This window comes from Mycobacterium parmense (assembly GCF_010730575.1).
Lineage (GTDB): Bacteria > Actinomycetota > Actinomycetes > Mycobacteriales > Mycobacteriaceae > Mycobacterium > Mycobacterium parmense.
Genome location: NZ_AP022614.1, coordinates 4459213 through 4483898, shown reverse-complemented (window position 1 = coordinate 4483898; position 24686 = coordinate 4459213). Strand labels below are relative to the sequence as shown.

Genomic DNA, 24686 nt, shown 5'->3' with positions numbered 1-24686 from the left:
GCATTTCCGTCATGCCCGAGCCCGTCCCGGCGGCTCATGAGAATTCCGACGAGACGGCCGCCGCCAATCTGGCGTGGTCGCGCGGCGACGACGCCCCCGCCGCGAGCGCCCCGGCGGGTGAGCGCCAGTCGTGGCGCGACACCTGGCGCAGGGCGGCCGCGCTGTTCGCCGGCGGCCTGGCCCTGGCCGGCGTGATCATGGTGGCCTTCTGGCTGATGAGCCCCGGCGGCCCCGATGACAGGGGCTCTTCGTCCTCGCCGTCGAAGGGCGACGCCGCCGCGTCGCCGAGCGGCACGCCCGCGCCGACTTCGGCTCCGTCGTCGATCGCGTCCACTCCCGACCAGGACAACGCCTACGTGCAGAAGCTCAACGACCAGGGCATCTCGTTCGCCAACCCCGACGCCGCGATCTACAACGGCAAACTGGTCTGCCAGGACATCGACCAGGGCATGACCGTGCCGCAGATCGTCGCGGCGTTCCAGGGGAGCAATCCGTCGCTCGGCCAGCACGCCGACACCTACGTGACGATCTCGGTGCACACCTACTGCCCGCAGCACAACGACATGGTCGGGACGGTGCCCTGACGGGTGTTACGGGGTGGGGCTGGGTTTGGGCGCCCCCGCATTCCCGTACAGGCAGTCGTGCAGTTCCGGAGTGCCCGGGGCGAAGTCGAAGCCGCAATTGCATTCGCGAGCGTCCCGGGGCGGGAGCGAATCGCAATAGGGAGTGGTCGCCGGGGCCGACGGAGCCGTCCACGTCACCGCTGCCGCTAGGGCTGCGCAGGCCATCAATACTGGCGTCTTCATGTCGGGATTCCTTCTCTCTGGCAGCCGACGGCGCTCGGTCGCCGCTGGTTACAGCGGTGACAGCATTTTGGCAGGCTGGGCGGATCCGCGCGATCCGGGACGACGAAGCCGCCCAGAGCCTCGCGACGGCCGCAGAGTCCTCGGCCGGTGAGAGAGCCTGAGAGCTTTGGCGGTGGCGGAGGGATTTGAACCCTCGGACGGTTTTAGCCGTCACACGCTTTCGAGGCGTGCTCCTTAGGCCGCTCGGACACGCCACCGCGGAGCAGCTTACCGAACCGCCCGCCGCTCAACCCAATCGCTGGCGGGCGAAGAACGCTTCCAGCGGCGCGGCGCACTCCTGGGCGAGCACGCCGCCGCGCACCGCAGGGCGATGGTTGAGGCGGCGGTCGCGGACCACGTCCCACAGCGAGCCGACCGCGCCGGTCTTGGGTTCCCACGCGCCGAACACCAGGCGCGCCACGCGGGCCAGCACCAGCGCCCCCGCGCACATGGTGCACGGTTCCAGCGTGACGGCCAGCGTGGTGCCCTGCAGCCGCCAGCCGTCGCCCAGGACGGCGGCCGCCGCGCGCATCGCCAGGATCTCGGCGTGCGCCGTCGGATCGGCCAGGGCCTCCCGGGCGTTGACCGCCCGCGCGAGTTCGGTTCCGTCGGCACCGATCACCACCGCGCCGACGGGCACGTCGCGGGGGCCGGCCGTCGCGGCGACCGACAGCGCCGCACGGATCAGGTCTTCGTCAGTGCGCACCGATGGCCGCGGTCACCGGCCGAGGCGGTCGATCACCGCCGACAGCTCGTCGGCGAACCCCATCTCCCGGGCGATGCGGCCCAGCTGCTCGTCGGCGTAGAGGTCGGTCTCGTCGAGGATGACGCCCAGCACCGCCTCGGGCAGCCCGATGTCGGCCAGCAGGCCCAGGTCACCCTCCTCGAAGGGCTCGGAATCCTCGAGGTCGTCGGGATCGAGGTCGGCATCGAGCTTGTCCAGCACCTCGGCGGCGATGTCGTAGTCCAGCGCGGCGGTGGCATCCGACAGCAGCAGCCGCGCGCCCGAGGGCGCCGGGCGGACGATGACGAAGAACTCGTCGTCGATGTCGAGGAGCCCGAACACCGCTCCGGCGCTGCGCAGTTCGCGCAGCTCGGTCTCGGCGGCGTTGAGACTCGTCAGGGATTTGGCGGACATCGGCGAACAGCGCCACTGGCCTTCTTCGCGCACGACCGCGACCCCAAAGCCGTCCGGCGTGTCTGCGGACAGGCCCTGGGCTGAGGCCCGTTGAGCTCCCATGGCCGCCTACGCTAGTCGCTGACCAGGCTTCCTGACCAGAAGCAGGCGCCGCACACGCCGTGGCGAGGCGGCGGCCGGAGGCAACGCCGACCCCGCACTGTGCCAACCTTGGACGGTGGCCGACGTCGTTCCTCAGCAGCCCGTGTGCGTGCTCGGGCTCGGCCTGATCGGCGGGTCGATCATGCGCGCCCTGGCGGCGGCCGGCCGGGAAGCGTTCGGGTACAACCGCTCGGTGGAAAGCGCGCAGGGGGCCATCGCCGACGGTTTCGACGCGACCACCGATCTGACCGGCACGCTGCACCGCGCCGCCGAGACCGGCGCGCTGATCGTGCTGGCCGTGCCGATGCCGGCGCTGCCGAACATGCTGGCCCACATCGCGGAGGTGGCGCCCGGCTGCCCGCTGACGGACGTGACCAGCGTCAAGGGGGCGGTGCTCGACGCGGTCACCGCGGCCGGCCTGCGGGAGCGCTTCGTCGGCGGCCACCCGATGGCGGGTACCGCGCATTCGGGGTGGGCCGCCGGCCACTCCGGCCTGTTCACCGGGGCGCCGTGGGTCGTCAGCGTCGACGACCACGTCGATCCCCAGGTGTGGTCGATGGTGATGACGCTGGCGCTGAACTGCCGCGCGGAGGTGGTGCCGGCCAAATCCGACGAACACGACGCCGCGGCGGCCGCCATCTCGCACCTGCCGCACCTGCTCGCCGAGGCGCTGGCGATCATCGCCGGGGAGATTCCGTTGGCGTTCGCGCTGGCCGCGGGGTCCTTCAGAGACGCCACCCGGGTGGCGGCCACCGCCCCTGACCTGGTCCGCGCGATGTGCGAGGGCAACTCCGGGCAGCTGATACACACCGCCGATCGGGCCATGGAACTGCTGGGCCGCGCCCGCGAGTCGCTGGCCACCCACGATTCGGTGGCCGAACTCGTCGACGCCGGTCACGCCGCGCGGACGCGTTACGACAACTTCCCGCGCTCCGACATCTTCCACGTCATCATCGGCGCGGAGAACTGGCGCGACGAACTGGCCGCCGCGGGACGCGCGGGCGGGGTGATCAGATCCGCTCTGCCAGTCCTGGATAGTCCACGATGAAGCCCTCTTCGTCGACGCTGACCGTGGTGTCGGCCACCGGGGAGCGCAGCTTGATCCCGTCGCGGCGCCCTTCGCTGGTGTAGCTGACGGCTGCCGCGGTGACCGATATGTCCGGCACGTTGACGTAGACCACCGGCAGCGTCACCGAGTCCGGGCGCTCGTGCAGGCTCAACCGGCGGACGGGCAGGGCGTTGAAGAACGGGCTGAAGACCACGTCCACATCCAGCGCGCCGTCATAAGCCGCGCGGCGGTCGCCGTCGTGGCCGGTGATCAGCCACATGTTCTCCTCGTCGCGCGCGATGGACAGCACGCGTTCGCGCTCGGCCGTCGTGACCGTCAACCCGAGCCGCTTGGTGGCGCCCGTCTCATCGGTCTGCAGGTCGTAGTAGGCGCCGAAGGCGGGGTTGGTGGCGGTGGCGGCCGCCACGATGCGGCCGTTGGCTCGGATCCGCCTGCCGGACAACTGAATTCGGACGGCCTCCATGCGGGATACATCTTGCGCGCGCCAGGTGAGCATCGCCTGCCACACGCGTCGAGTCGGATCAGAGGAGGCTGCGTTCACCCGTCTACCGTAGAGCGTCCCCGAAGCCGTCGCGGGCTTGCCCGGAAAGTGCGTCCAGTCTCACGTCACGACGGGTTTGCGCAGCCGGCCGGTGCCGGGCACCGACGCCCACACCGCCACCGCCAGCACGCCGTCGAGCACCAGCGCCAGCGCCGCCACCATCAGCGCACCGACCAGCGCCAGGTGGAACTGGCGCTGCGCGATCCCGTCGATCAGATACCTGCCCAGCCCGCCGAGGCTGGCGTAGGCGGCCACCGTCGCGGTGGCAACCACCTGCAGCGTCGCGTTGCGCAACCCGCCGAGGACCAGCGGCAGCGCGATGGGCAGCTCGACGCGCAGCAGCACCTGCGGCTCCGTCATCCCCATGGCGCGGGCGGCGTCGACCACCGCCGGCTCCACGTTGGAGATGCCGGCATAGGTGCCGGCCAGCAGCGCGGGAATACCCAGCAGCATCAGGGCGACCAGCGACGGGCCCACACCGAGCCCGAACACGAGCACACCGAGCAGCAGCACGCCCAGCGTGGGCAACGACCGCAGGCCGTTGACCGCGCCGACCACCAGCAGCGCGCCGCGGCCGGTGTGGCCGATGATCATGCCCATCGGGACGGCGATGAGCGCCGACGCGACCACCGCTGCGGCCGTGTACTCGAGGTGCTGCAGGGTGCGCGCCGCCAGCCCGACGGGGCCGGTCCAGTTGGCGGCGGTCAGCAGGTAGGAGAGCGCTTCGGCGACGAAGTTCATCGCGCGCCGCCCACCACCGGGGCCGCGGTCGGCCGTCTCCGGACGGCGCGCCCGGCGCGCGTCCAGGGCGTGGCCAGGCGGCCGCCCAGCAGGATGAGGGCGTCCACGACGATCGCCATCGCGAACAGCGCGATGATGCCGGCGACGATCTGATCGCTCTTGTCGGTCTGGTAGCCCTCGGTGAACCAGGTGCCCAGGCCCCCGATGCCGATCACCGCGCCCACCGACACCATCGCGATGTTGGTCACCGCGACCACCCGCAGCCCGGAGACCAGAACCGGGATAGCCAGCGGCAGTTCGACTTTGAGTATCCGGGTGAGCGGGGGGTAGCCCTGCCCGATCGCGGCGTCGCGCAGCCGGGCCGGCACGGCGTCGAGCGCCTCGAGCACCGCGCGCACCAGCAGGGCGGCCGTGTAGGCCGCCAGCGCGACCAGCACGTTGGCCTCGTCGAGGATGCGGGTGCCGATGATCGTCGGCAGCGCCACGAACAGCGCCAGCGAGGGAATGGTAAACACCACGCTGGCCGTCGCCGTCGTCAGCCGCCGCGCGAGCGGGGCGCGCTGCACCAGCACACCCAGCGGCACCGCGATCGCCAGCGCGATCAGCACGGGCAGCAGCGACAGCCGCAGGTGGATCACCGTCAGCGCCCACGCCTGGTCGCGGTGGGTGAGTAGATAGTGCACGTCAGCTCCGCCCCCGCAACGCCTCCACCGCGGCCAGGACGTCGGCGGCCAGCACGCCGCCGATCACCTTGCCGCCGTCGTCCACGGCCACGCCCACGCCCGACGGCGACGACAGGGCCGCGTCGAGCGCGTGGCTGAGGTTGCCCTGTGGACGCAACAGTGAGCCGACGCCGCTCATGCTCTCCGACAACGACGCGCCCGCGCGGCAACGCCGCAGGCCCTCCGCGTCGATCCAGCCCACCGGCGCGCCCGCGTCGTCGACCACCACGGCCCAGTCCCCCTGCGGGCGGTCGGGAAGTTCGTCCGCGGCGACGCGTTCGACGTCGTGCAGGGGCAACCCGGCGGCGTCGATCAGCTGCAGCCAGCGGTAGCCCCGGCCGAGGCCGATGAACCTCGCGACGAAGTCGTTGGCGGGCCGCGCGAGCAGTCGTTCGGGCTCGTCGTACTGCTGCAGCAGCCCGCCCTTGAAGAGCGCGACCCGGTCGGCGAGCCTGAGCGCCTCGTCCAGGTCGTGCGTGACGAAGACGATGGTCTTCTGCAATTCGCTTTGCAGCCGCAGGATCTCGTTCTGCAACTCGTGCCGGACCACCGGGTCGACGGCGGAGAACGGCTCGTCCATCAACAGGATCGGCGGGTCGGCAGCCAGCGCGCGCGCCACGCCGACGCGCTGCTGCTCGCCGCCGGAGAGCTGCGCCGGGTAGCGGGTGGCCAGCTTGGGGTCCAGCCCGACCCGTTCGAGCACCTGGTAGGCGGCCGCGCGGGCGGACCGGCGGGACTGCCCCTTGAGGACGGGAACCGTTGCGACGTTGTCGATCACCCGCTGGTGGGGCATCAGGCCCGCGTTCTGGATGACGTAGCCGATTCCCAGACGCAGCTTCACCGGGTCGACGCCAGCCACGTCCGCGCCGTTGACGGTGATGGTGCCCGACGTCGGTTCCACCATCCGGTTGATCATTCGCAGGGCCGTGGTCTTGCCGCTGCCCGAGGAGCCGACGAAGACCGTCAGCCTGCCGGTCGGCACCTCGAGGTTCAGCCCGTCGAGTGCGGCGGTCCCGTCGGTGAAGACCTTGCTGACGCGGTCGAAGACGATCACGGGCTGTCCATGGGATGTTCGAAGCCGTTGGCGCGCACCCACTGTCGCGCCGCCTGGGCCGGGTCCATTCCGGAGTTTCCGGCCACCAGCGCGTTGAGCTCCGCCACGCCCTGGGAGGTGAGCCTGGCCGACACCGAGTCCAAGACCTCCTTGAGCCGGTCGGAGTTCTTCCGCGAATTGACCAGCGGCACAATATTGCCGGCCACGAAGTTGTGACATGGGTCGTCGAGCACGACGAGATGGTTCAGCAGGATGGCCGGCGACGTGCTGAAGACGTCGGCGGCGTTCACCTTCCCCTCGAGGAGGGCCCGCACGGTCACCGCGCCGCCGCCGTCCTCGATGGCGACGAAGTTGGCCGGGCTGATGTTCAGTCCGTACTTGCGCTCGAGCCCCGGCAGGCCGGCCGGCCGCGTCTGGAACACCGACGGTGCCCCGAATCTGACGCCGGCCGAGTGCGGCGCCAGGTCGGCGATGGTCTTCAGGTGCCACGCGTTGGCCGTCGCGCCGGTGACCGTCACGGTGTCGGTGTCGGAGGCGGGCGCGGGCGTCAGGATGGCGAGGTCGCCGGGCAGGCGCCGCCACAGTTCCGCCTCGACCGCGTCGAGCACGGTTGCCGTGGACTCGGGGGCGAAATACAGCAGCAGGTTTCCGATGTATTCGGGAACCAGGTCGATGGAATGGTCCTCGAGCGCCGGGATATACGTCTCGCGGCTGCCGATGCCCATGCGCCTTCCGACGTCGAAACCGTTGGCCTGCAACGCTTGCGCGTAGATCTCGGCGACGATCTGCGATTCCGGAAAGTTCCCGGAGCCCACCACGATCGATTTCGGGCTGCGGGCCTGCACCCCCAGCGGGTCAACATTGCTGCAGGCGGCGAGAAGACACAGCGCCGCCAGCCAGTGGGCCACCCGGACGATCGCGCTGGGCGCACGGCGCGGCAACCTCATACCGCCGACACTAACGTCAGGACTGCCGCGTCGCCGTCAGATGCGGGCCGGTTGCGCCGTTTGGTTTCAATCTCGGCTGGATGGGACAAAGATGACACTATGAGCAGCCCCAACAGCCCCGCCTCCCCGGGGCAGCCGCCGCAAAAGCCCCAACAGTCTGCGCAGCCAGGGCCGCCGCCGCCGCCGTCCAAGCCCGGTGCGAAGTCCAGGGAACCCGCCGTCGCGTTCACCCGCGCGGGAGCGTTGTGGTCGTCGCTGACCGTCGGTTTCCTGACCCTGATCGTGCTGTTGATCTTCATCACCCAGAACACGACGTCAGCGGCCTTCACGTTCCTGGCGTGGCACTGGACCCTGCCGCTCGGGGTCGCGATCCTGCTGGCGGCGGTGGTCGGGGGGCTGATCACCGTGGCCGCCGGCACCGCGCGAATCATCCAGTTGCGGCGGGCGGCCAAGCAGCACCACGCGGCGGCCGTACGCTAGGGGCGCGCGCTCAGCCGGGCAGCCTGCCCAGCTCGGCCAGGCCGCGGGCGATCAGCGGCGCGACCACCTCGGGCGCGTGATCGGACGTGTCACCCAGCCCGCGGGCCTGGTCCGACATCCGCCGGCGGAAGTCGATGCCCGCGGCGATGATGGCCAGCTTGAAGTACGCCAACGCCATGTAGAACTCCCAGTGGGCCAGCGGCAGGCCGGCCACCAGCGAGTACCGGTCCGCCAGCTCGTCGGCCGTCGGCAACAGCGGCGAAGTCCACGCCGCCTGGGCGTTGACGATCAGGTCCAGCGCCGGGTCGCGGTACACGCACATCAGGGCCGCGTCGCTGAGCGGATCGCCCAGGGTCGACATTTCCCAGTCCACGACGGCGCGCACCTTGGTCGGGTCGTCGGCGTCCAGGATGGTGTTGTCGATGCGGTAGTCGCCGTGCACGATCGACGTCCGGCTCTGCTGCGGGATGGCGTCGCGCAGGCCGGTGTGCAGCCGTTCGACGTCGGCGTCGCGACGGTCCTCCGGCAGCCGGACCAGCGCCCACTGCGAGCCCCAGCGCCGCACCTGGCGCTCCAGGTAGCCGCTGGGCTTGCCGAAGTCGGCCAGGCCGACGGCGTCCGGATCGACGCCGTGCAGGTCGACGAGCGCCCGGATCAGCGAGTCGACGCACCCCTCGATGACGGTGCGGCTGAACGCCTCGAGCTGGCCGCGCCGGCGCACCACCTGGCCCGGGACGAACTCGACGATCTGAAACGGGGCGCCCAGCACCGCGTCGTCCTGGCACAGCGCGATCGCGCGCGCCACCGGTACCGGCGTGTCCCGCAGCGCGGCGACCACCCGGAACTCGCGGGCCATGTCGTGCGCCGAGGGGGTCAGCCCGTGCAGCGGCGGGCGCCGCACCAGCCAGCTGGTCGCGTCGTCATAGATTCGGAACGTCAGATTGGAGCGGCCACCGGAGATGAAGTCTGCACGCAACTCGCCCTCGCGGCCGATGCCGAGCGAACGCAGATACCGGTCCAGCGCGGCGAGGTCCAGACCTTCGAGTTGGTCAGCGGAAGTCACCGGACTTGTTTACCACCGCCGTTCGGGCGACGGACTACAAGCCCGTCAGCGGACCTGCTTACCCCGCCGGTTGCGCGGCAACAGGTCCCACACGTGCTCGGTGGTGTTGACCGCCGCGACCGACGCCTGACCGGATCGCGAGAACAGCAGCCGCGTGACCGAGGCGTAGTCGATGGGGAAGGACAACAGCCGGGCCGTCCCCAATATCTCGTGCAGCACAACGTTGATCACCCCGCCATGGCTGAACACCGCCACCGTGTCCTCGGGGTCCGCGGCGGCAACGAGGTCGCCGACCGCCGTCCGCACGCGGGCGCGGAACGCGTTCTCGTCGACCGCGCTCGGCAGGTGGCCCCGCGCCATGCGCGCCCACTCGTCGGGCCGTTCGGCCTTGATCTGCTCGACGGGGATGTACACCGGCAGGTCGCGGTCGTACTCGGCGAAGCGATCCTCGATCTCGACGGCCAGCTCACGCGCGGCCGCGACCGGTTCGGCGGTTTGCACGGCGCGCCGTTGCGGGCTGCTGACCACCCGCGAGAGGGGAAACCGCGCGAGCGCCCCGGGCAGCCGCTCCGCCTGCGCCCACCCCTCGGCCGACAGGTCGGGGTCGGCGCCCTCGCCGTGTTCGCTGCGCAGCGGCAAGGCGTGCCGGACCAGAAGCAGTTGCATAGTTCTCCCTGTCGCCCGATAGCTCCCGACAAGCCTCGCACGCGGACACGGCGGCCTTGTTTCCCATGTGGAGAATGCTATTCTCAGCCGGGAGAGTAAGGTGTGCGAGCTATGACGGAAGCCGGCGAGGCCGCCCTGGACGCGGGCGCCCTGGGCCGCTGGCTGGACGCCACCGCCGCGCCGGGTCAGGGTGAGCAACCGCGGCTCGTCCCGCTGAAGGGTGGGTCGCAGAACACCCTCTACCTCATCGAACGGGGTGGCCGGCGCATGGTGCTGCGCATGCCCGGTGCCCGCGCCGACACCGCCCGCATCGACGGCCTGCTGCGGGAAATCCGCCTGGTGCGGGCGCTGTCGGGCACCGACGTACCCCACGCCGCGCTGATCGCCGCCGACGACACCGGCTCCGTGCTGGGCATGCCGTTCTACGTCATGGCGGCGATCGACGGCTGGAGCCCGATGGACGGCGGGTGGCAGCCGCCGTTCGACACCGACTTGCAGGCCCGGCGCGCACTGGCTTTCGAGCTCGTCGACGGCGCCGCCAAGCTCGCCCGGGTGGACTGGCGCGCCCAGGGCCTCGAGGGCTTCGGCCGCCCGGACGGATTTCACGAGCGCCAGGTCGACCGCTGGCTGGCCTTCCTCGACGCCTACAAGGTCCGCGAGCTCCCCGGCCTCGACGAGGCCGCCGACTGGCTGCGACGCAACCGGCCTACGCACTACACCCCGGGCATCATGCACGGCGACTACCAGTTCGCCAACGTGATGTTCGCCCACGGGGCGCCCGCGCGGCTGGCTGCGATCGTGGACTGGGAGATGACGACCGTCGGAGACCCGCTGCTGGACCTCGCGTGGGCACTGCTGGGCTACGACGGCGAAAACCCCAGCGACGACGGGTTCTACCTGGACATGAAGGGCATGCCGCCCCGCAGCGAGCTGCTCGAGCACTACGAGAAGGTCAGCGGCCTGGCATGCGAGAACATCGACTACTACCTGGTGCTGGCCAACTGGAAGCTGGGCATCGTGCTCGAGAAGACCTACGCGGCGGGCGTGCGCACCGGCGAGGTCGACTCCTCGATCCACGCGGCTTTCGGGGCGATGATCCCCAGGCTGATCAGCACCGCCGCCGAGCTGGCCCGGTCGGGCGGGGAGCGTTGAAATGGGCTATGCAGACCGCCTTTTCGATCTGACCGACCACGTCATCCTGATCACCGGCGGCAGCCGCGGCCTGGGCCGCGAGATGGCCTTCGCGGCCGCGCACTGCGGTGCCGATGTGGTGGTCGCCAGCCGCAACATGGACACCTGCGTGGCCACCGCAAAGGAGATCGAGGACCAGACCGGGCGTGCGGCGATGCACTATCAGGTGCACGTGGGTCGCTGGGACCAACTCGACGGTCTGGTCGACGCGACCTACGACCGGTTCGGCAAGATCGACACGCTGATCAACAACGCCGGCATGTCACCGCTGTACGACACGCTGAGCAGCGTCACCGAGAAGCTCTTCGACGCGGTGGTCAACCTCAACCTCAAGGGCCCCTTCCGGTTGTCGGCACTGGTCGGCGAGCGGATGGTCGCCGCGGGACGCGGGTCGATCATCAACGTGAGCTCGACCGGATCGCTGCGCCCCAACGCCGGGATCATCCCGTACGCCGCGGCGAAGGCCGGCCTGAACGCCATGACCGAGGGGCTGGCGCAGGCGTTCGGCCCGACCGTGCGGGTCAACACGTTGATGGCCGGGCCCTTCCTCACCGACGTCAGCAAGGCCTGGGATTTGGGCGGCGGCAACAGCTTCGGCCATCTCTTCCTCAAACGCGCCGGCAACCCGCACGAAATAGTGGGCGCTGCTTTGTTTTTGGCGTCGGATGCGTCCAGCTTCACCACCGGCTCGATCCTGCGGGCCGACGGCGGAATCCCCTGACCCAGGAGTGCCCATGCCTTTTGACTTTTCCACCGAACCGGAGTTCGAGAAGAAGCTCGACTGGGTGCGCGAATTCGTCCACGAGGAGGTCGAACCGCTCGGGGTGCTGTTCCCCGGTTGCGAGTTCCTGCCCCTCGACGACGAGCGCCGCCGAATCGTCGACCCCCTCAAACAGCAGGTGCGCGACCAGGGCCTGTGGGCACCGCACCTGGGCCCGGAGCTGGGCGGCCAGGGTTTCGGCGCGGTCAAGCTGACGCTGATCAACGAGATCCTGGGGCGCAGCCCGTGGGCACCGATCGTGTTCGGGACCCAGGCGCCCGACACCGGCAACGCGGAGATCATCGCCCGCTTCGGCACGCAGGACCAGAAGGACAGGTACCTGGCCGGGTTGCTGTCCGGGGAGATCTTCTCCTGCTTCTCGATGACGGAACCGCAGGGCGGCGCCGATCCGCGGGTGTTCACCACCCGCGCCGTCCGCGACGGCGACGACTGGGTGATCACCGGCCGGAAGTACTTCTCCTCCAACGCCTCCGTCGCATCGTTTTTCATCGTCGTCGCCATCACCGACCCCGACGCCCCGGTCCACACCGGCGCGTCGACGTTTTTGATCCCGGCCGGCACCGAGGGGCTGATCGTGGAGGCCGACCACCATCTGGTGGGGGCGGACCCGCACGAACCGGGCCATTCGCTGGTGCGTTACGACGGGGTCCGGGTGCCTGCGGATGCGCTGCTCGGCGAGCCGGGCCAGGGTTTCGTGATCCTGCAAACCCGGCTCGCGGGCGGGCGCCTGCATCACGCCATGCGCTCGATCGGCATGGCGCAGCGCGCCGTCGACATGATGTCGCGGCGCGCGAAAAGCCGCTTCACCCAGGGCAGCTCCCTTGCCGACAAGCAGCTGGTCCAGGAATTCGTCGCCGACTCCTACACCGAGCTGATCCCGTTTCGCCTGACGGTGCTGCACGCGGCATGGCTGATCGACAACGGCGACGAACGCGCCGCGCGCACGGAGATCGCCGCCTGCAAGATCCTGGCGTCACAGGTGCTGAAATCGATTGCGCTGCGCGCGATCCAGGTCCACGGCGCCCTGGGGCTCACCGACCAGCTGCCGCTGGTGAACGTGCTGCTGGGCGGCATCGCCCTGGGGCTGGCGGACGGACCGACGGAGGCCCACAAGGTCAACCTGGCCCGGATGCTGTTGAAAGGGTACGAGGCCGAAGACGGTGACTGGCCGAGTGAGATGCTCGACGTCCGCCGGGCGGCCGCACGCGCCAAATACGGTGAGCTCATTGGGCAATAGGGTCACGGCGGCAGTCGAGCGGGCACTCGACGACCGCCAGCGGGAGGCCACCGAGGAGGTGGAACGCATCCTGGCCGCCGCGGTCCGGGTGATGGAACGGTCCGCGCCCGAACCGCCCCGGGTCAGCGACATCGTCGCCGAGGCCGGTTCGTCGAACAAGGCGTTCTACCGCTATTTCGCCGGCAAGGACGACCTGATCCTGGCCGTGATGGAGCGCGGGGTGGCCATCGTCGTGTCCTACCTCGAGCACCAGATGGCCAAGGAATCCAAGCCGCGCGATCAGGTCGTGCGCTGGATCGAGGGCACGCTGGCGCAGGTGGCCGACCCGCACCTGATCAGCATGAGCCGCGCTGCGGCCGGACAGATGTCCGCCGGATCCGATTGGCGCGCAGCCGAACAGGAAATGATGCGGCCGCTGCGCGATCTGCTCGTCGCGCCCGTCGCGGCGCTGGGCAGCGTCGACGTCGACCGCGACGTCGACGCCGTGTTCAGCTGCACCGCCGCCACCATGCGGCGCTTCGTGGGTTCGGCCGAGCGGCCCGGGCCCGGCGACATCGCCCACGTGGTGCGATTCTGCCTGGGCGGGCTGGGGGCGCATTGATGCGGGCCGCCGTGTGCCACTTCTACGGCACCCCCGAAGATCTCGTGATCGAGGACGTCGACGAGCCGGTGCCGGCCGCGGGCCAGCTGCTGGTCCGCGTCCACGCCGCGGCGGTCAACTTCCCCGATGTGCTGTTCATCGCCGGCAAGTATCAGGTGAAGATTCCGCCACCGTTCATCCCGGGCAACGAGATCGCCGGCGAGGTGATCGCCGCCGGGGAAGGCACCCCGTTCGTCGCGGGGCAGCGGGTGGCGGGAACCACCTTCGGGGCGTTCGCCGAGCAGGCTCTTCTCGACGCGGGCCAGGCGACGCTGGTGCCCGAGGACGCCGACTTCGCGTCGGCCGCGGCCTTCGGTGTGACCTACCGCACCGCCTACCACACACTGCGGTCGGTTGCCCCGGTGGCAGAAGGGGATTGGGTGGTGGTGCTCGGCGCCGCCGGCGGAGTGGGGCTGGCCGCGGTAGACCTCGCGGTGGCTATGAAGGCCCGCGTGCTGGCGGCGGCGTCGGGTCCGCGCAAGCTCGACCTGTGCCGACGGCGCGGCGCCGAGGCCACCGTGGACTACGACCGGGAGGACTTGAAGGCACGCATCCGGGAGCTCACCGGCGACGGGGCCCGCGTGGTCCTCGACCCGGTCGGCGGTTCGTATTCGGAGCCGGCGCTGCGCGGGCTCGCCCGGGGCGGCACCTTCGTCACACTGGGCTACGCCGCCGGCACGATCCCGGCCATCCCCCTCAACCTCGTTCTGCTCAAGGGCATCTGCGTGCGCGGCATGGAGATCCGCACCTTCGCCGGTGACCACCCCGACGAGGCCGACCGCGACGTGCGCGAGTTGGCGGACATGTTCGCGGCCGGCACGGTCCGGCCCTACATCGGTGCGCGTTTCCCGCTGGCCCAGATCGCGGCGGCGCTGCGGCACGTGGCCGAGCGCAAGGTGCTGGGCAAGGTGATCATCGACGTCACCTGAGGCCGGTACTACGGCGTCACGATGTTGAAGTTCTGGTCCGGTTCGTCGAGGACGCCGAGGAACGTCTGCAAGGCCGTCGGGTCGCCGGACATCTGTAGCCCGGGTGAGCTGAAGTCCCCCATGGCCACCAGCAGCAGCCGAAACTTGCTGTCCGGCTTGACCGTGACGGTTGCCGTCGCGGGGTCGGCGGCCACCTTGCGGTAGATCAGTACTCCGTTGCGCAGGGCGAGGCGGTAGTTGGTCGCCGAATCGGCGAAGGTGATGTCGATGGCCATGTCGAGGTCCCAGCTCCGCGGCCCGTCGACCCGCAGGGCCAGGCTGTCGAAGATCTGCTCCGCCGTCAGCTGTTTGGCCATCGACATCGACGCGGCCGTGACGGCGGTGCCGAAATTGCCGCCGCGCAATTCCGTCGCACCGCTCAGGAAGAAGTTGCGCCACACCGCGTTCTCGGCGCCGTAGGCCAACTGCTCCAGCGTGTCGGCGTACAGCGCCCGGGCCGGCGTGTGGCCGGCGTCGGTGAAGATCGCGTGATCCAGCAGGGTTGCCGCCCAGCGGAAGTCGCCAGAGTCGAACGCGGCTTGGGCGAGCTCGACGACACGGTCGATGCCGCCCATCGCGTCGACGTAACGGGGCGCGAGCGCCTCCGGCGGGTGCGGCCACAGCCGGCCCGGGTTGCCGTCGAACCAGCCCATGTAGCGCTGGTAGACGGCCTTCACGTTGTGGCTGACGGACCCGTAGTACCCGTGGGTGTGCCAGGCCCGCTCCAGCGCCGGCGGCATCCGGAACATCTCGGCGATCTCGACCCCGGTGAATCCCCGGTTCAGCAGGCGCAGCGTTTGGTCGTGCAGGTACGCATACATGTCCCGTTGCAGCGACAGGAATTCGACGATGTTGTCCCGGCCCCACGTCGGCCAGTGGTGCGAGGCAAACACCACGTCGGCACGCTCGGCGAACGCGTCGATTGCCTCGGTGAGGTATCCCGACCACGCGTGCGGGTCGCGCACCAGGGCGCCACGCAGGGTCAACAGATTGTGCAGATTGTGCGTGGCGTTCTCGGCCATGCACAGCGCCCGGAAACGCGGGAAGTAGAAATGCATTTCGGCGGGCGCCTCGGTGCCCGGAGCCATCTGGAACTCGATCTCGACGCCGTCGACGGTGTGCTTCTCGCCGGTCTCGCGGATGTCGACGGTGGGGACGATGACGGCCACCTCGCCGGTCGACGGCGCCTGGCCGAGCCCGCACCCGACCTGGCCGTGCGGCCCGCGCGGCAGCAGGGTCCCGTACATGTACGTCGCGCGGCGCGTCATCGCCGGACCGGCATAGACGTTCTCCTGCACGGCGTGCTCGATGAAGTGTTCCGGCGCCAGCACGGCGACGGCGCCCGCGTCCACCTCCGCCTGGGAGGTCACTCCCAGAACGCCGCCGAAATGGTCGACGTGGCTGTGGGTGTAGATCACCGCGACGACGGGGCGCTCACCGCCGCGATGGGTCCGGTACAGCGCCAGTGCCGCGGCGGCCACCTCGGTGGACACCAGAGGGTCGATCACGATGACCCCGGTGTCGCCCTCGACGAAGGTAATGTTCGACAGGTCGAAGCCGCGCACCTGGTAGATGCCCGGCACCACCTCGTAGAGGCCCTGCTTGGCGGCCAGCGTCGACTGCCGCCACAGGCTCGGGTGCACCGACGACGGCGCCGGGCCGCCCAGGAAGGAGTACGCGTCGTTGTCCCACACCACCCGGCCGTCGGCGGCCCGGATCACGCAGGGGGACAGCGCAGCAATGAAGCCGCGGTCGGCGTCGCGAAAGTCCGTCTCGTCGTGAAATGGCAGGTCGTGGCGGTTATTCGCCGACTCGATGGCCGCGGTGGGGGGTTTGTGCTCCATCGGAAATACATTGCCATCGCCACATGGCGCCGGCGAACGGATTCCGGCCCAATCTGGGCAACCGTTCAGTGAAACTTGAAATATTTGCCCGGAACGGTAGAAGTTGCCTCCCGCAAACTTGCATACTTCCCCAGACGACCCTCAGCGACGAGGGCCGCAAACATCGGGCAAAGGAGCACACGTGAAGCGTGGATTAGCGGTCGCGGTGACCGCAACGGCGATTCTGGCCGTGGGACTCACCGGCTGTTCCAGCAACAAGTCGAGCACCGGGAGCTCCGGAACCAGCTCGAGTGCCGGCACAGCGGCCGCGGCCGGCGGAGCTTCCCCGACCAAGGTCTTGATCGACGGCAAGGACCAGAACGTGAGCGGCTCGGTCGTATGCTCGACCGTGGGCGGCAACGTCGACATCGCGATCGGCGGCGCGGCGACCGGCATCGCCGCCGTGCTCACCGACGCCAACCCGCCCCAGGTGAAGTCCGTCGGGCTCGGCAACGTCAACGGCGTGACGCTCGGATACGCCGCCAACGGCCAGGGCAACGCCTCGGCGGACAAGAACGGCAACAGCTACAAGATCACGGGGACCGCGACCGGCGTCGACATGGCAAACCCGATGCAGCCCGTCAACAAGCCCTTCGAGATCGATGTGACCTGCCCCTGAGCAACGAGGTCATGGATTAGCTGCGGGCGGTTGCCACCCGTTGGTCGGCAACCGCACCGTGAACTCGGTGTGCCCGGGTGAGCTGTCGACCGAGATGGTGCCGTGGTGCGCCCTGACGACGGCGGACACGATGGCCAGCCCCAGCCCGGTGCTGCCGCCTTTTCTCGACCGCGAGGAGTCGCCGCGGGCGAATCGCTCGAACACCTCGGTCTGCAGCGACGGCGGGATGCCGGGTCCGTTGTCGATGACCCGCAACACCGTTTGCGACGGCTCGGCCGTCAGCCGCGTCGTGACGACGGTGCCCGCGCCGGTGTGGACGCGGGCATTGGCGAGCAGGTTGGTGAGCACCTGATGGAGCCGCGCCGCGTCACCGGGTATCACCACCGGCTCTTCGGGCAGATCGATCTCCCACTGGTGATCCGGCCCGGCGACGTGCGCATCGCTGACGGCGTCGACCGCCAACCGCGACAGGTCCACGGGCTCGCGTTCCAGCGGCCGGCCCGAGTCCAGGCGCGCCAGCAGCAGCAGGTCCTCGACGAGCCGCGTCATCCGCTCCGTCTCCGAAGCCACCCGGCTCATCGCGTGGGCGATGGCCTCGCGGTCGCCGCCGTCGCGGTCCATGCGCTGGGTGAGCTCGGTGTAGCCGCGGATCGCGGCGAGCGGCGTGCGCAGCTCGTGACTGGCGTCGGCGACGAACTGGCGGACCCTGGTCTCGCTGGCCTGTCGCGCCGACAGCGCCGCCGAGATGTGGTCGAGCATCCGGTTCAGCGCCGAACCGAGTTGGCCGACCTCGGTGGCGGGGTTGGCGTCGGGTTCGGCCACCCGCACCGGCAGCTCGACTTCACCGCGGTCCAGCGGCAATTCGACTACCTCGCTTGCTGTTTGGGCAACTCGGCGCAGGGGCGCCAGTGCCTTTTTGATGATGAAGGCGCCGGCGGTGGTCGCGGCGGCCAGCGCGATGACGGTCACGATCCCGAAGATCACCAGCATCCGCATCAGGGTGGCGTCGATGTTGGACATCGCGAGTCCGGTGACGATGATGTCGTCCCCGCTGCGGCTGGGGGCGGCGACGACGCGGTATCGGCCCAGACCGTCGAGGTCCAGCGTCACCGGCGTCCGGCTGCCGGCGATCTGCTCGAGTTGTGTTTGCGCCGTGGGGGTCAACGCGGCGCGAGCGCCGCTGCTCGTCAGGTAACCCGCGTCGACCGTCCTGCCGTGGTTGACCACCGCGGCGACCATGCCGGCGGGCTGGCCCGGGGCGTCGAGAAACCGCGGCCCGGGACCCGGTCGCGGATAGAAGTGCGACTCATGGTGCCAGCCAGGCCGATTCGGCTCCGGATACATCAGGGCCGAGCGGAACGAGGTGCCGGCGAGCTGGCCGTCGAGCTGCGCCACCAGGTGATGGAGCAGCGCCAATTCGGTTGCGGCGGTGATCCCGACGCAGACGACGGCCAGCACCACGACCTGCCCGACGAGCAGCCGCAGCCGCAGGGACCAGGCCCGCGGTGTTCTGGCCGGAAGTCGCGACCCGCTCTCAGCGGGCGGGCTTGAGGACATAACCCGCGCCGCGCAGCGTGTGGATCATGGGTTCGCGACCGTTGTCGATCTTCTTGCGCAGATACGAGATGTAGAGCTCGACGATATTGGAGCGGCCGCCGAAGTCGTAACTCCACACCCGGTCGAGGATTTGAGCCTTGCTCAGCACTCGCTTGGAATTGCGCATCATGAACCGCAGCAGCTCGAACTCGGTGGAGGTCAACGAGATCGTCTCGCCGGCGCGCGTCACCTCGTGGCTGTCCTCGTCGAGCACCAGGTCGCCCACCACCAGTTGCGCGCCGCTGTCGACGGTAGCAATGCCGGTGCGGCGCAGCAGCGCCCGCAGCCGCAGCACGACCTCCTCGATGCTGAACGGCTTGGTGACATAGTCGTCGCCGCCGGCCGTCAGCCCCGCGATGCGGTCCTCCAGCGCGTCCTTGGCGGTCAGCAGTAGCACCGGCAGCTGCGGGTTCTCCTCGCGCAGCTTGCGCAGCACGTCGAGCCCGCTCATGTCGGGCAGCATCACGTCGAGAACCACCACATCGGGACGCTGGGCGCGTGCCGAGGCGATCGCCGCCGAGCCGTCCCCTGCGGTGGCGATGTTCCAGCCCTCGTATCGCAGTGCCATGGAGACCATCTCGGCGAGGACTGCTTCGTCGTCTACGACGAGGACGTTGATGGGTTTTCCGTCGGCGCGGCACATGACCACCCGCTCCGTCGAGGCTCGAGATTGCGTCACAAGATCCAGTATCCGCGGCCGGATGGGCCGAGGCTATGCCATTACTATGCGTGTCCTGTGAAACGCAGCGAAGCGCGTGACTGCCGGGCAGTCACGCGCTTCGCTGCGGCCCGTCGGCCGTTAGTACCAGTAGCGGCGGCCGCCGACCGGGCGCCCGACCGAGCCCATGATCCACAGCACCGCGCCGATGACGAGCAAGACGATGCCAAGCACCCACAACAAGTGAATTCCGAAGACAAATCCCAGGACGAGAAGGATTGCACCTACGACGATCATGTCAACTTCCTTTATGTGAGAGGTTGGTTAATAGCTAACTGCCGGCATTGAACTGGGTTGGGGAACATGGCAGTCCTTGATCTTCGGGTTGACACCCGCGTAATTCAAAGGCCCTGCGACGACAGTCAAGGCGATGTTTCCCGCTGTCACGCAGTTCTGCGGACCGCCCTTGAAGTAATCGCGCTGCCAAGCCGCGATGACTCCGATGAGCAACCACACCAGGACAATCACGCCGATTATTCCGCGACCACGCATCGTGACCTCCGTTGTGCTCGGGAAGGACTTCCCGTGGGCCTAACTATTCCCATTTGACTCATGTCTAAACATCGGCCCCATTAATTCAACTCCTCCGCGCGTCGTTGCGATAGAGCGGCGACGCGGCTCACCGCGGGAATGCTCGTCAAGCCATGCAGCGGCCCGCCTCGCCGACGCCCGCGAGAGCCAGATTGTCGCGGTCCGAAGACCCTAGTGGTCGAGCGCTTTGTCCAGCAGGGCGATCAGGCGCTTTTGTTCGCTCGCGGTGAGCCGGCCGGTCAGCGGTTCCATCAGCGCGCCGATGTCGGCGACGATCGGGGGGATCAGCCGCCTTGCCTCTGTCGTGAGGCTGACGCGTACGGATCGGGCATCGCCGGGATGCGTCGTCTTGCGCGCCAGGCCACGCTGCACAGCGCGATCGATGAGCCCACTGACGGTCGAGCGTTCGAGCCCGAGGTGGGTTGCCAGCTCGGCCATCGTCGGCTCACGGTCGCGCAGGATCCCCAGGACGCGCAGCTGCGTCAGTGACAGATCGTGTTCGGCGGCAACGCGGCTGAGCGCGGCGGTCACCGCAAATGACACCTGCACCAGGTCGTCGATGAGTTCGTCCGCGAGATCCATGGCTCCACCATAACTTGCGTTAGTTCGTAGTGCCATCTAGATTAGTTCGTAATACCATCTATTTTGAGGAGGGGCCGCCATGCACGCAGCCGTCGTCACCGCATTCGACAGCCCCCCGGCTTATCGCGAATTCCCCAGTCCCACCCCGCGGAGCGCCGACGAGGTGATCGTCGACGTGATTGCCACCGGACTGCACCCGCGCGTTCGTGCCCAGGCGGACGGCTCGCATTACACCAGCCGCGGTGAACTCCCCCTGGTGCCCGGAATCGACGGCGTGGGACGCGCGCCCGACGGCACCCTGCTCTACTTCGTCCTGCCCGACACAACCATGGGCGCCATGGCCGAGCAGACCGTCGTCGACCGGCGCCGCAGCCTCGCTCTGCGCGGCGACACCGACCCCGTCCTGGTGGCCGCGGCCGTCAACCCGGTGATGTCCTCGTGGATCGCGTTGCGCCGGCGCATCGAATTCCAGCCGGGCCAGACGGTGCTGATCCTCGGCGCCACCGGCAGCGCCGGCCGCATGGCAGTGCAGGTCGCCAGACACCTCGGCGCCGGCCGCGTCATCGGGGCCGGACGCGACGCCCAGCGGCTTGCGACACTCGCCGGCCTGGGCGCCGATGACACCTTCCGACTCGATGGAGGTTCCAACACAGGCGATCTCGCCGAACTGGCCCGCGACGTCGACGTCGTGATCGACTACCTCTGGGGTCCGATCACGTCGGCCCTGATGGCCGGCATCGCCGGCAAGCGAACCGACCCGGCAAAACCGCTCGCATGGATCGAGGTCGGTTCGGTCGCCGGCTCCACGGCCGAAATCCCTTCCGCAGCTTTGCGTGCCGCGCGTCTACAGATCCTGGGCAGCGGCCAGGGATCGGTGTCCGGCGTCGACATGCTGGCCGAAATGCCGGGCATGATCGAGGAGATCACCAAAGGCGCTTTCGATGTGGACGTTCGCGTAGTGCCGCTCACCGACGTCGGAGCGGTGTGGAACGGCACCGCCACCGACGCACGGGTGGTGATCACGCCGTGAGCGCGGGGCGCCCGATTCAGTCCGCGCGGCGCTGCGCGGACACGTACAGCGTTGGCGGCATCGCGCCCTCGACCGCGGCCGGAATGCTCCGTCCGTAGCGAGCCATCAGTTCCGGGAAGGTCGCCACCGAGACGTCCCAGCCGTGGTCGCGCAGCCAGCCGTCGACCGGCGTGCGCTCCTCGGGGTACCACAGGTCGCCGAAGTCGGTCACCTCGGCGTCGACCAGCTTCGCGGCGGCCGCCCGCAGGCGCTGTTCGTCTTGGCGTTGCCGCTCAATCAGATTGGGATCGGTGAAACCCTGGCCGGGCACATTGGAGGCCAGCCAGCTTCCGGGGACGCTCAGCTTGTGCATGCGCTCGAACAGCAGGTCCTGCGCCTGCGCCGGCAGGTACCGCACCAACCCCTCGGCCGACCACACCGCCGGCAGCGACGGATCAAAACCCGCTTCCTGCAAGGCCTTCGGCCAATCCTGACGCAGATCGATCGCGACGTTCACCAGGCGGGCCCTGGGCTGCGCGCCGTGCTCGCGCAGCGTGTTCATCTTGAAGTCCAGCACCTTGGGTTGATCGAGTTCGTAGACGACGGTCCCGTCGGGCCACGGCAGCCGCCAGGTGCGTGCGTCCAGGCCGGAGGCGAGGATCACCACCTGCCTGACCCCCGAGCCGGCCGCGCCGAGGAAAAACTCGTCGAAGAAGGCCGTCCGGGTGGCCATGAAATCGATCATGAGCTGAACGCGCGACTGAACGTCCGGTTCGAGTTCGATCGCCTGGGCCAGCAGTTTGGGATCGGCGAAGATGCTCCACATGCCCTTGCCCGCGGCGTCGACGAAGACCCGCGCGAAGGGGTCCTTGATCAGCGGGTTCGGGCTTTCGGTCTCCGCGGCGCGGGCCGCGGCGACACCGAGCGCGGTGGCTCCCACGCTTTGAGTGATCTCCCAGGAGTCGTTGTCGGTCCGCGGCATCGCAGTTTCCTTCCCAGCGCGACAGTTAGTTCCGCACACTATTGTTCCAGGCCCGGCCGGGGCCCGGCGGCGCGCAGCCGGTGACCTACCATTTTCCCAGACGCCCCACAGGTCGCCAGACCTCCGGGTTGGCAGAGGAGTGCCGCGATGACACGCACGCCGCAGGAAGTGTCCGCGCAGCGCCGCGCAGACCAGGGGCCGACCGTGGATGGGGTGAACCTCGAGGCCGTCGCGGAGTGGATGACGGGCCAGGGGCTCGGCGAGGGCCCCCTGGACGACGTCGGCGCCGTCACCGGGGGGACGCAGAACGTCATGCTGCGATTCACGCGGGCCGGGCGGCCCTACGTGTTGCGGCGAGGCCCGCGCCACCTGCGTCCGCGCAGCAACAGCGTGATCCTGCGGGAGACGAAAGTCCTTGCCGCACTGGCCGGCTCCGACGTGCCCCACCCGCACCTCATTGCCACCTGCGACGACCCCGGTGTGCTCGGTGACGCCGTGTTCTACCTCATGGAGCCGGTCGACGGGTTCAACGCCGGCGAGGGGCTGCCCGCGCTGCACGCGGGCGACGCCGGCGTGCGGCACGGGATGGGGTTGTCGATGGCCGACGCGCTGGCCAACCTCGGGGCCGTCGACCATGTCACCGTCGGGCTCGGCGATTTCGGGAAACCGGACGGCTTCCTCGAACGCCAAGTGCCGCGCTGGCTTTCAGAGTTGGAGTCCTATCGCGAATACGAGAACTACCCCGGGCCGGACATCCCCGGGGTAGACCGGGTCGCATACTGGCTCGAGCGCCACCGGCCTACGGCCTGGACGCCGGGGATCATGCACGGCGACTACCACGCCGCCAACGTCATGTTCTCCCGCACCGGGCCGGACGTGGTCGCCATCGTCGACTGGGAGATGTGCACCATCGGCGACCCGCTGCTGGACCTCGGCTGGCTGCTGGCCACCTGGCGCCAGCCCGACGGGTCCAGCGTGTTCAGCCACGCGCTGGGCGGTCACGACGGTTTGGCCGGCACCGACGAGCTGCTCGAGCGTTACGCCGCCAACACCACCCGCGACCTCTCGCAGCTCACCTGGTACACCGTGCTGGCCTGCTTCAAGCTGGGCATCGTGATCGAGGGGACGCTGGCGCGGGCCTGCGCGGGCAAGGCCGAGAAGACCGTCGGCGACCAGCTGCACGCCGCCACGGTGCACCTGTTCGAACGCGCGCTGCGCCTGATCGACGGCCAAGGCTGACGCGGCCACGCGGTTGCCTGTGCGCGGTGAGGCACTACGATTTGCTGTCGTGCCGTACCCCGAGGAACCCGATTACTACTCCGAGCCAACCGCGGCCGCGCGGTATGGCGGGTACTCCGAACCCCAGCCCGGGCCCGAGCCGCCGACGCCCTGGTACCGCCGTCCGGCGGCGCTGATCGCCGCCGGTGCGATCGGCGTCATCGTGCTGGCCGCCGTCGTGTTCGCCGTGGTCAAGCTCACGGCCGGAGCTCCGGCGAAAAGCCCCGCGACCACCACGCCGGCTCCCACCACCACCGTGGCGCCCACCACCACCGCCGAAGAGGCGCCGCGACACCGCGGCGGGGGCGGCGGTGGCGGTGCGCCGACGCAGACCGTCACCGAAACGGCTCCGCCCCCGAGCACCGACACCGGCACGACGGTCGCGCCGAGCACGTCCACGGTCGCGCCGAGCACCGAAACCAGCACCGTGACCCAGACCGTGACCGAGCCGCCCCGTCGCGGCCCGTTCCAGCCGCGCCCGTAGCGGTGCCGGCGGTGGGCGCCTGGAACGTGCGTCCGGCCTCCCCCGACGATGCGGAGGGCTGCGTTGCGATCTACCGCCCCTACGTCCTGGAAACCGCGGTCAGCTGGGAACTCGAGGCCCCCACCGTCGACGAGATGGCCGCACGCATCGCCGCGCACCGCGTCGCGCACGAGTGGCTCGTCGCCGAACGCGACCATCAGATCGTCGGTTTCGCGTACGCCCACGCGATGAGATCTCTCGCCACCTACCGATGGTCGGTGGAGACCGGCCTGTACGTCGACGGCGGCCACCAACGCGGCGGCTGCGGCCGCGCGCTCTATGCGCAGCTGATGAACCGGCTGGCGCAGCGGGGCTACCGGCAGGCTTTCGCCGGCATCACCCAGCCCAACGAGGCCAGCAACGGATTCCACCGGTCATTCGGCTTCACCGACGCCGGCCTGTACCGCAGCGTCGAATGGAAGCACGGAAAATGGCACGACGTGGCGTGGATGCAACTCGATCTGCTGGGCAGCGCCGAGCAGATCGCACCCGGCCCCATCGTTTAGAGGCGCTGTCGTTGCGCCGGCGATGAGAGGGCGCGGGGACCTAGCGGCCGCCGCCGCCACCCACGAAACCGCCGCCGCCGCCGACGAATCCACCGCCACCGCCGACGAAACCGCCGCCGCCGCCGACGAAGCCGCCACCGCCACCGAAGCGGCCACCGCCGCCGCCGAGACGAGTCACCGTTGTTTGCGCGCTGCTGATCGAGGTCATGCGCCGCACATTATCCCCGTCCCGTGC

At 69.6% G+C, this 24686-nt stretch carries 30 protein-coding genes and 1 tRNA gene; 13 read left to right on the top strand and 18 right to left on the bottom strand.

Annotated elements, in window-relative coordinates; genetic code table 11:
* Positions 1-11 precede the first annotated feature (11 nt).
* Positions 12-584: a DUF732 domain-containing protein gene (locus G6N48_RS20690; RefSeq protein ID WP_232066672.1), complete on the top strand. Its 573-nt coding sequence runs from the start codon at positions 12-14 to the stop codon at positions 582-584.
* 389 nt (positions 585-973) lie between these two features.
* Here the strand turns inward: G6N48_RS20690 and G6N48_RS20685 are convergent.
* The 3 genes from G6N48_RS20685 to G6N48_RS20675 all read right to left on the bottom strand — a co-directional run bounded on the left by G6N48_RS20685 (position 974) and on the right by G6N48_RS20675 (position 2085).
* Positions 974-1063: transfer RNA gene (locus G6N48_RS20685), tRNA-Ser, on the bottom strand.
* Positions 1064-1092: 29 nt separating this feature from the next.
* A complete protein-coding gene (locus G6N48_RS20680; RefSeq protein WP_085270879.1) occupies positions 1093-1551 on the bottom strand; it encodes a nucleoside deaminase in 459 nt (152 codons plus the stop codon).
* Positions 1552-1563: 12 nt separating this feature from the next.
* Positions 1564-2085, bottom strand: coding sequence for a tRNA adenosine deaminase-associated protein (locus G6N48_RS20675; protein ID WP_085270878.1), 522 nt, complete (start codon positions 2083-2085; stop codon positions 1564-1566).
* Positions 2086-2227: 142 nt separating this feature from the next.
* On the opposite strand from G6N48_RS20675, the gene G6N48_RS20670 reads away from it, so the two are divergent.
* Positions 2228-3172 carry a prephenate dehydrogenase gene (locus tag G6N48_RS20670; RefSeq protein ID WP_085270894.1) on the top strand — a complete coding sequence of 315 codons (945 nt, stop codon included), beginning with the start codon at positions 2228-2230 and terminating at the stop codon, positions 3170-3172.
* Here G6N48_RS20670 and G6N48_RS20665 read toward each other — a convergent pair.
* The 5 genes from G6N48_RS20665 to G6N48_RS20645 are packed head-to-tail and all read right to left on the bottom strand — an operon-like array spanning position 3135 to position 7198.
* On the bottom strand, positions 3135-3734 hold the full coding sequence (locus tag G6N48_RS20665; RefSeq protein ID WP_139825924.1) for a putative glycolipid-binding domain-containing protein: 600 nt from the start codon (positions 3732-3734) through the stop codon (positions 3135-3137). The two genes, G6N48_RS20670 and G6N48_RS20665, sit on opposite strands and share 38 nt — an antisense overlap.
* Positions 3735-3794: 60 nt before the next feature.
* Complete coding sequence (locus G6N48_RS20660; protein WP_085270877.1) at positions 3795-4475, bottom strand: ABC transporter permease; 681 nt, start codon at positions 4473-4475, stop codon at positions 3795-3797.
* The gene (locus G6N48_RS20655; RefSeq protein WP_085270876.1) at positions 4472-5158 is read right to left on the bottom strand and encodes an ABC transporter permease; all 687 of its coding nucleotides are present in this window, start codon (positions 5156-5158) and stop codon (positions 4472-4474) included. Before G6N48_RS20655 ends, G6N48_RS20660 begins: the two co-directional genes overlap by 4 nt.
* A gap of 1 nt (position 5159) precedes the next feature.
* Positions 5160-6251 (bottom strand): ABC transporter ATP-binding protein, encoded by a 1092-nt coding sequence (locus G6N48_RS20650; RefSeq protein WP_085270875.1) that lies wholly within the window; start codon positions 6249-6251, stop codon positions 5160-5162.
* Positions 6248-7198 carry an ABC transporter substrate-binding protein gene (locus tag G6N48_RS20645; protein ID WP_085270874.1) on the bottom strand — a complete coding sequence of 317 codons (951 nt, stop codon included), beginning with the start codon at positions 7196-7198 and terminating at the stop codon, positions 6248-6250. The genes G6N48_RS20650 and G6N48_RS20645 overlap by 4 nt, the downstream gene beginning before the upstream one ends.
* A gap of 99 nt (positions 7199-7297) precedes the next feature.
* Here G6N48_RS20645 and G6N48_RS20640 point away from each other — a divergent pair, with 99 nt between their 5' ends.
* On the top strand, positions 7298-7678 hold the full coding sequence (locus tag G6N48_RS20640) for a LapA family protein (RefSeq protein WP_085270873.1): 381 nt from the start codon (positions 7298-7300) through the stop codon (positions 7676-7678).
* Positions 7679-7688: 10 nt separating this feature from the next.
* Here the strand turns inward: G6N48_RS20640 and G6N48_RS20635 are convergent, their stop codons facing one another.
* Both G6N48_RS20635 and G6N48_RS20630 read right to left on the bottom strand, forming a co-directional pair.
* Positions 7689-8741 (bottom strand): phosphotransferase family protein, encoded by a 1053-nt coding sequence (locus G6N48_RS20635; RefSeq protein WP_085270872.1) that lies wholly within the window; start codon positions 8739-8741, stop codon positions 7689-7691.
* Positions 8742-8786: 45 nt separating this feature from the next.
* Positions 8787-9407, bottom strand: coding sequence for a histidine phosphatase family protein (locus tag G6N48_RS20630; protein WP_085270871.1), 621 nt, complete (start codon positions 9405-9407; stop codon positions 8787-8789).
* Between the two features lie 111 nt (positions 9408-9518).
* On the opposite strand from G6N48_RS20630, the gene G6N48_RS20625 reads away from it, so the two are divergent.
* The 5 genes from G6N48_RS20625 to G6N48_RS20605 are packed head-to-tail and all read left to right on the top strand — an operon-like array spanning position 9519 to position 14185.
* Positions 9519-10559 (top strand): phosphotransferase family protein, encoded by a 1041-nt coding sequence (locus tag G6N48_RS20625; protein ID WP_085270870.1) that lies wholly within the window; start codon positions 9519-9521, stop codon positions 10557-10559.
* Position 10560: 1 nt separating this feature from the next.
* A complete protein-coding gene (locus tag G6N48_RS20620; RefSeq protein WP_085270869.1) occupies positions 10561-11319 on the top strand; it encodes an SDR family NAD(P)-dependent oxidoreductase in 759 nt (252 codons plus the stop codon).
* 13 nt (positions 11320-11332) lie between these two features.
* Entirely contained in the window at positions 11333-12616 is a 1284-nt protein-coding gene (locus tag G6N48_RS20615; protein ID WP_085270868.1) for an acyl-CoA dehydrogenase family protein, read from the top strand.
* Positions 12597-13217, top strand: coding sequence for a TetR/AcrR family transcriptional regulator (locus G6N48_RS20610; RefSeq protein ID WP_085270867.1), 621 nt, complete (start codon positions 12597-12599; stop codon positions 13215-13217). The genes G6N48_RS20615 and G6N48_RS20610 overlap by 20 nt, the downstream gene beginning before the upstream one ends.
* Positions 13217-14185 (top strand): NADPH:quinone oxidoreductase family protein, encoded by a 969-nt coding sequence (locus G6N48_RS20605; RefSeq protein WP_085270866.1) that lies wholly within the window; start codon positions 13217-13219, stop codon positions 14183-14185. Before G6N48_RS20610 ends, G6N48_RS20605 begins: the two co-directional genes overlap by 1 nt.
* 8 nt (positions 14186-14193) lie before the next feature.
* Here G6N48_RS20605 and G6N48_RS20600 read toward each other — a convergent pair whose 3' ends face one another.
* Positions 14194-16068: an alkyl/aryl-sulfatase gene (locus G6N48_RS20600; protein WP_085270865.1), complete on the bottom strand. Its 1875-nt coding sequence runs from the start codon at positions 16066-16068 to the stop codon at positions 14194-14196.
* A 181-nt stretch (positions 16069-16249) separates the two neighbouring features.
* Between G6N48_RS20600 and G6N48_RS20595 the strand changes: the two genes are divergently transcribed.
* Complete coding sequence (locus tag G6N48_RS20595) at positions 16250-16726, top strand: lipoprotein LpqH (RefSeq protein ID WP_085270864.1); 477 nt, start codon at positions 16250-16252, stop codon at positions 16724-16726.
* A 9-nt stretch (positions 16727-16735) separates the two neighbouring features.
* On the opposite strand, the gene G6N48_RS20590 is transcribed toward G6N48_RS20595, so the two are convergent.
* From G6N48_RS20590 to G6N48_RS20575, 5 genes are all read right to left on the bottom strand, one after another.
* On the bottom strand, positions 16736-18283 hold the full coding sequence (locus G6N48_RS20590; RefSeq protein ID WP_085270863.1) for a sensor histidine kinase: 1548 nt from the start codon (positions 18281-18283) through the stop codon (positions 16736-16738).
* The gene (locus G6N48_RS20585; protein WP_085270862.1) at positions 18261-18965 is read right to left on the bottom strand and encodes a response regulator transcription factor; all 705 of its coding nucleotides are present in this window, start codon (positions 18963-18965) and stop codon (positions 18261-18263) included. The genes G6N48_RS20590 and G6N48_RS20585 overlap by 23 nt, the downstream gene beginning before the upstream one ends.
* A gap of 156 nt (positions 18966-19121) precedes the next feature.
* On the bottom strand, positions 19122-19277 hold the full coding sequence (locus tag G6N48_RS27750) for a DUF6131 family protein (protein ID WP_169718455.1): 156 nt from the start codon (positions 19275-19277) through the stop codon (positions 19122-19124).
* A gap of 27 nt (positions 19278-19304) precedes the next feature.
* Positions 19305-19532 (bottom strand): hypothetical protein, encoded by a 228-nt coding sequence (locus tag G6N48_RS28360; RefSeq protein ID WP_085270861.1) that lies wholly within the window; start codon positions 19530-19532, stop codon positions 19305-19307.
* 210 nt (positions 19533-19742) lie between these two features.
* Positions 19743-20153, bottom strand: a complete 411-nt coding sequence (locus G6N48_RS20575) for a MarR family winged helix-turn-helix transcriptional regulator (RefSeq protein WP_179969895.1) — start codon at positions 20151-20153, stop codon at positions 19743-19745.
* A 79-nt stretch (positions 20154-20232) separates the two neighbouring features.
* On the opposite strand from G6N48_RS20575, the gene G6N48_RS20570 reads away from it, so the two are divergent.
* Positions 20233-21183: a zinc-binding dehydrogenase gene (locus tag G6N48_RS20570; protein WP_085270859.1), complete on the top strand. Its 951-nt coding sequence runs from the start codon at positions 20233-20235 to the stop codon at positions 21181-21183.
* A gap of 16 nt (positions 21184-21199) precedes the next feature.
* On the opposite strand, the gene G6N48_RS20565 is transcribed toward G6N48_RS20570, so the two are convergent.
* Positions 21200-22144, bottom strand: a complete 945-nt coding sequence (locus G6N48_RS20565) for a class I SAM-dependent methyltransferase (RefSeq protein ID WP_085270858.1) — start codon at positions 22142-22144, stop codon at positions 21200-21202.
* Positions 22145-22384: 240 nt separating this feature from the next.
* On the opposite strand from G6N48_RS20565, the gene G6N48_RS20560 reads away from it, so the two are divergent.
* The 3 genes from G6N48_RS20560 to G6N48_RS20550 are packed head-to-tail and all read left to right on the top strand — an operon-like array spanning position 22385 to position 24451.
* Positions 22385-23383 carry a phosphotransferase family protein gene (locus G6N48_RS20560; RefSeq protein WP_085270893.1) on the top strand — a complete coding sequence of 333 codons (999 nt, stop codon included), beginning with the start codon at positions 22385-22387 and terminating at the stop codon, positions 23381-23383.
* A gap of 49 nt (positions 23384-23432) precedes the next feature.
* On the top strand, positions 23433-23906 hold the full coding sequence (locus G6N48_RS20555) for a hypothetical protein (RefSeq protein WP_232066671.1): 474 nt from the start codon (positions 23433-23435) through the stop codon (positions 23904-23906).
* A gap of 11 nt (positions 23907-23917) precedes the next feature.
* On the top strand, positions 23918-24451 hold the full coding sequence (locus G6N48_RS20550) for a GNAT family N-acetyltransferase (protein ID WP_085270892.1): 534 nt from the start codon (positions 23918-23920) through the stop codon (positions 24449-24451).
* Positions 24452-24491: 40 nt separating this feature from the next.
* Here G6N48_RS20550 and G6N48_RS20545 read toward each other — a convergent pair whose 3' ends face one another.
* The gene (locus G6N48_RS20545) at positions 24492-24659 is read right to left on the bottom strand and encodes a hypothetical protein (RefSeq protein WP_179969894.1); all 168 of its coding nucleotides are present in this window, start codon (positions 24657-24659) and stop codon (positions 24492-24494) included.
* Positions 24660-24686 lie beyond the last annotated feature (27 nt).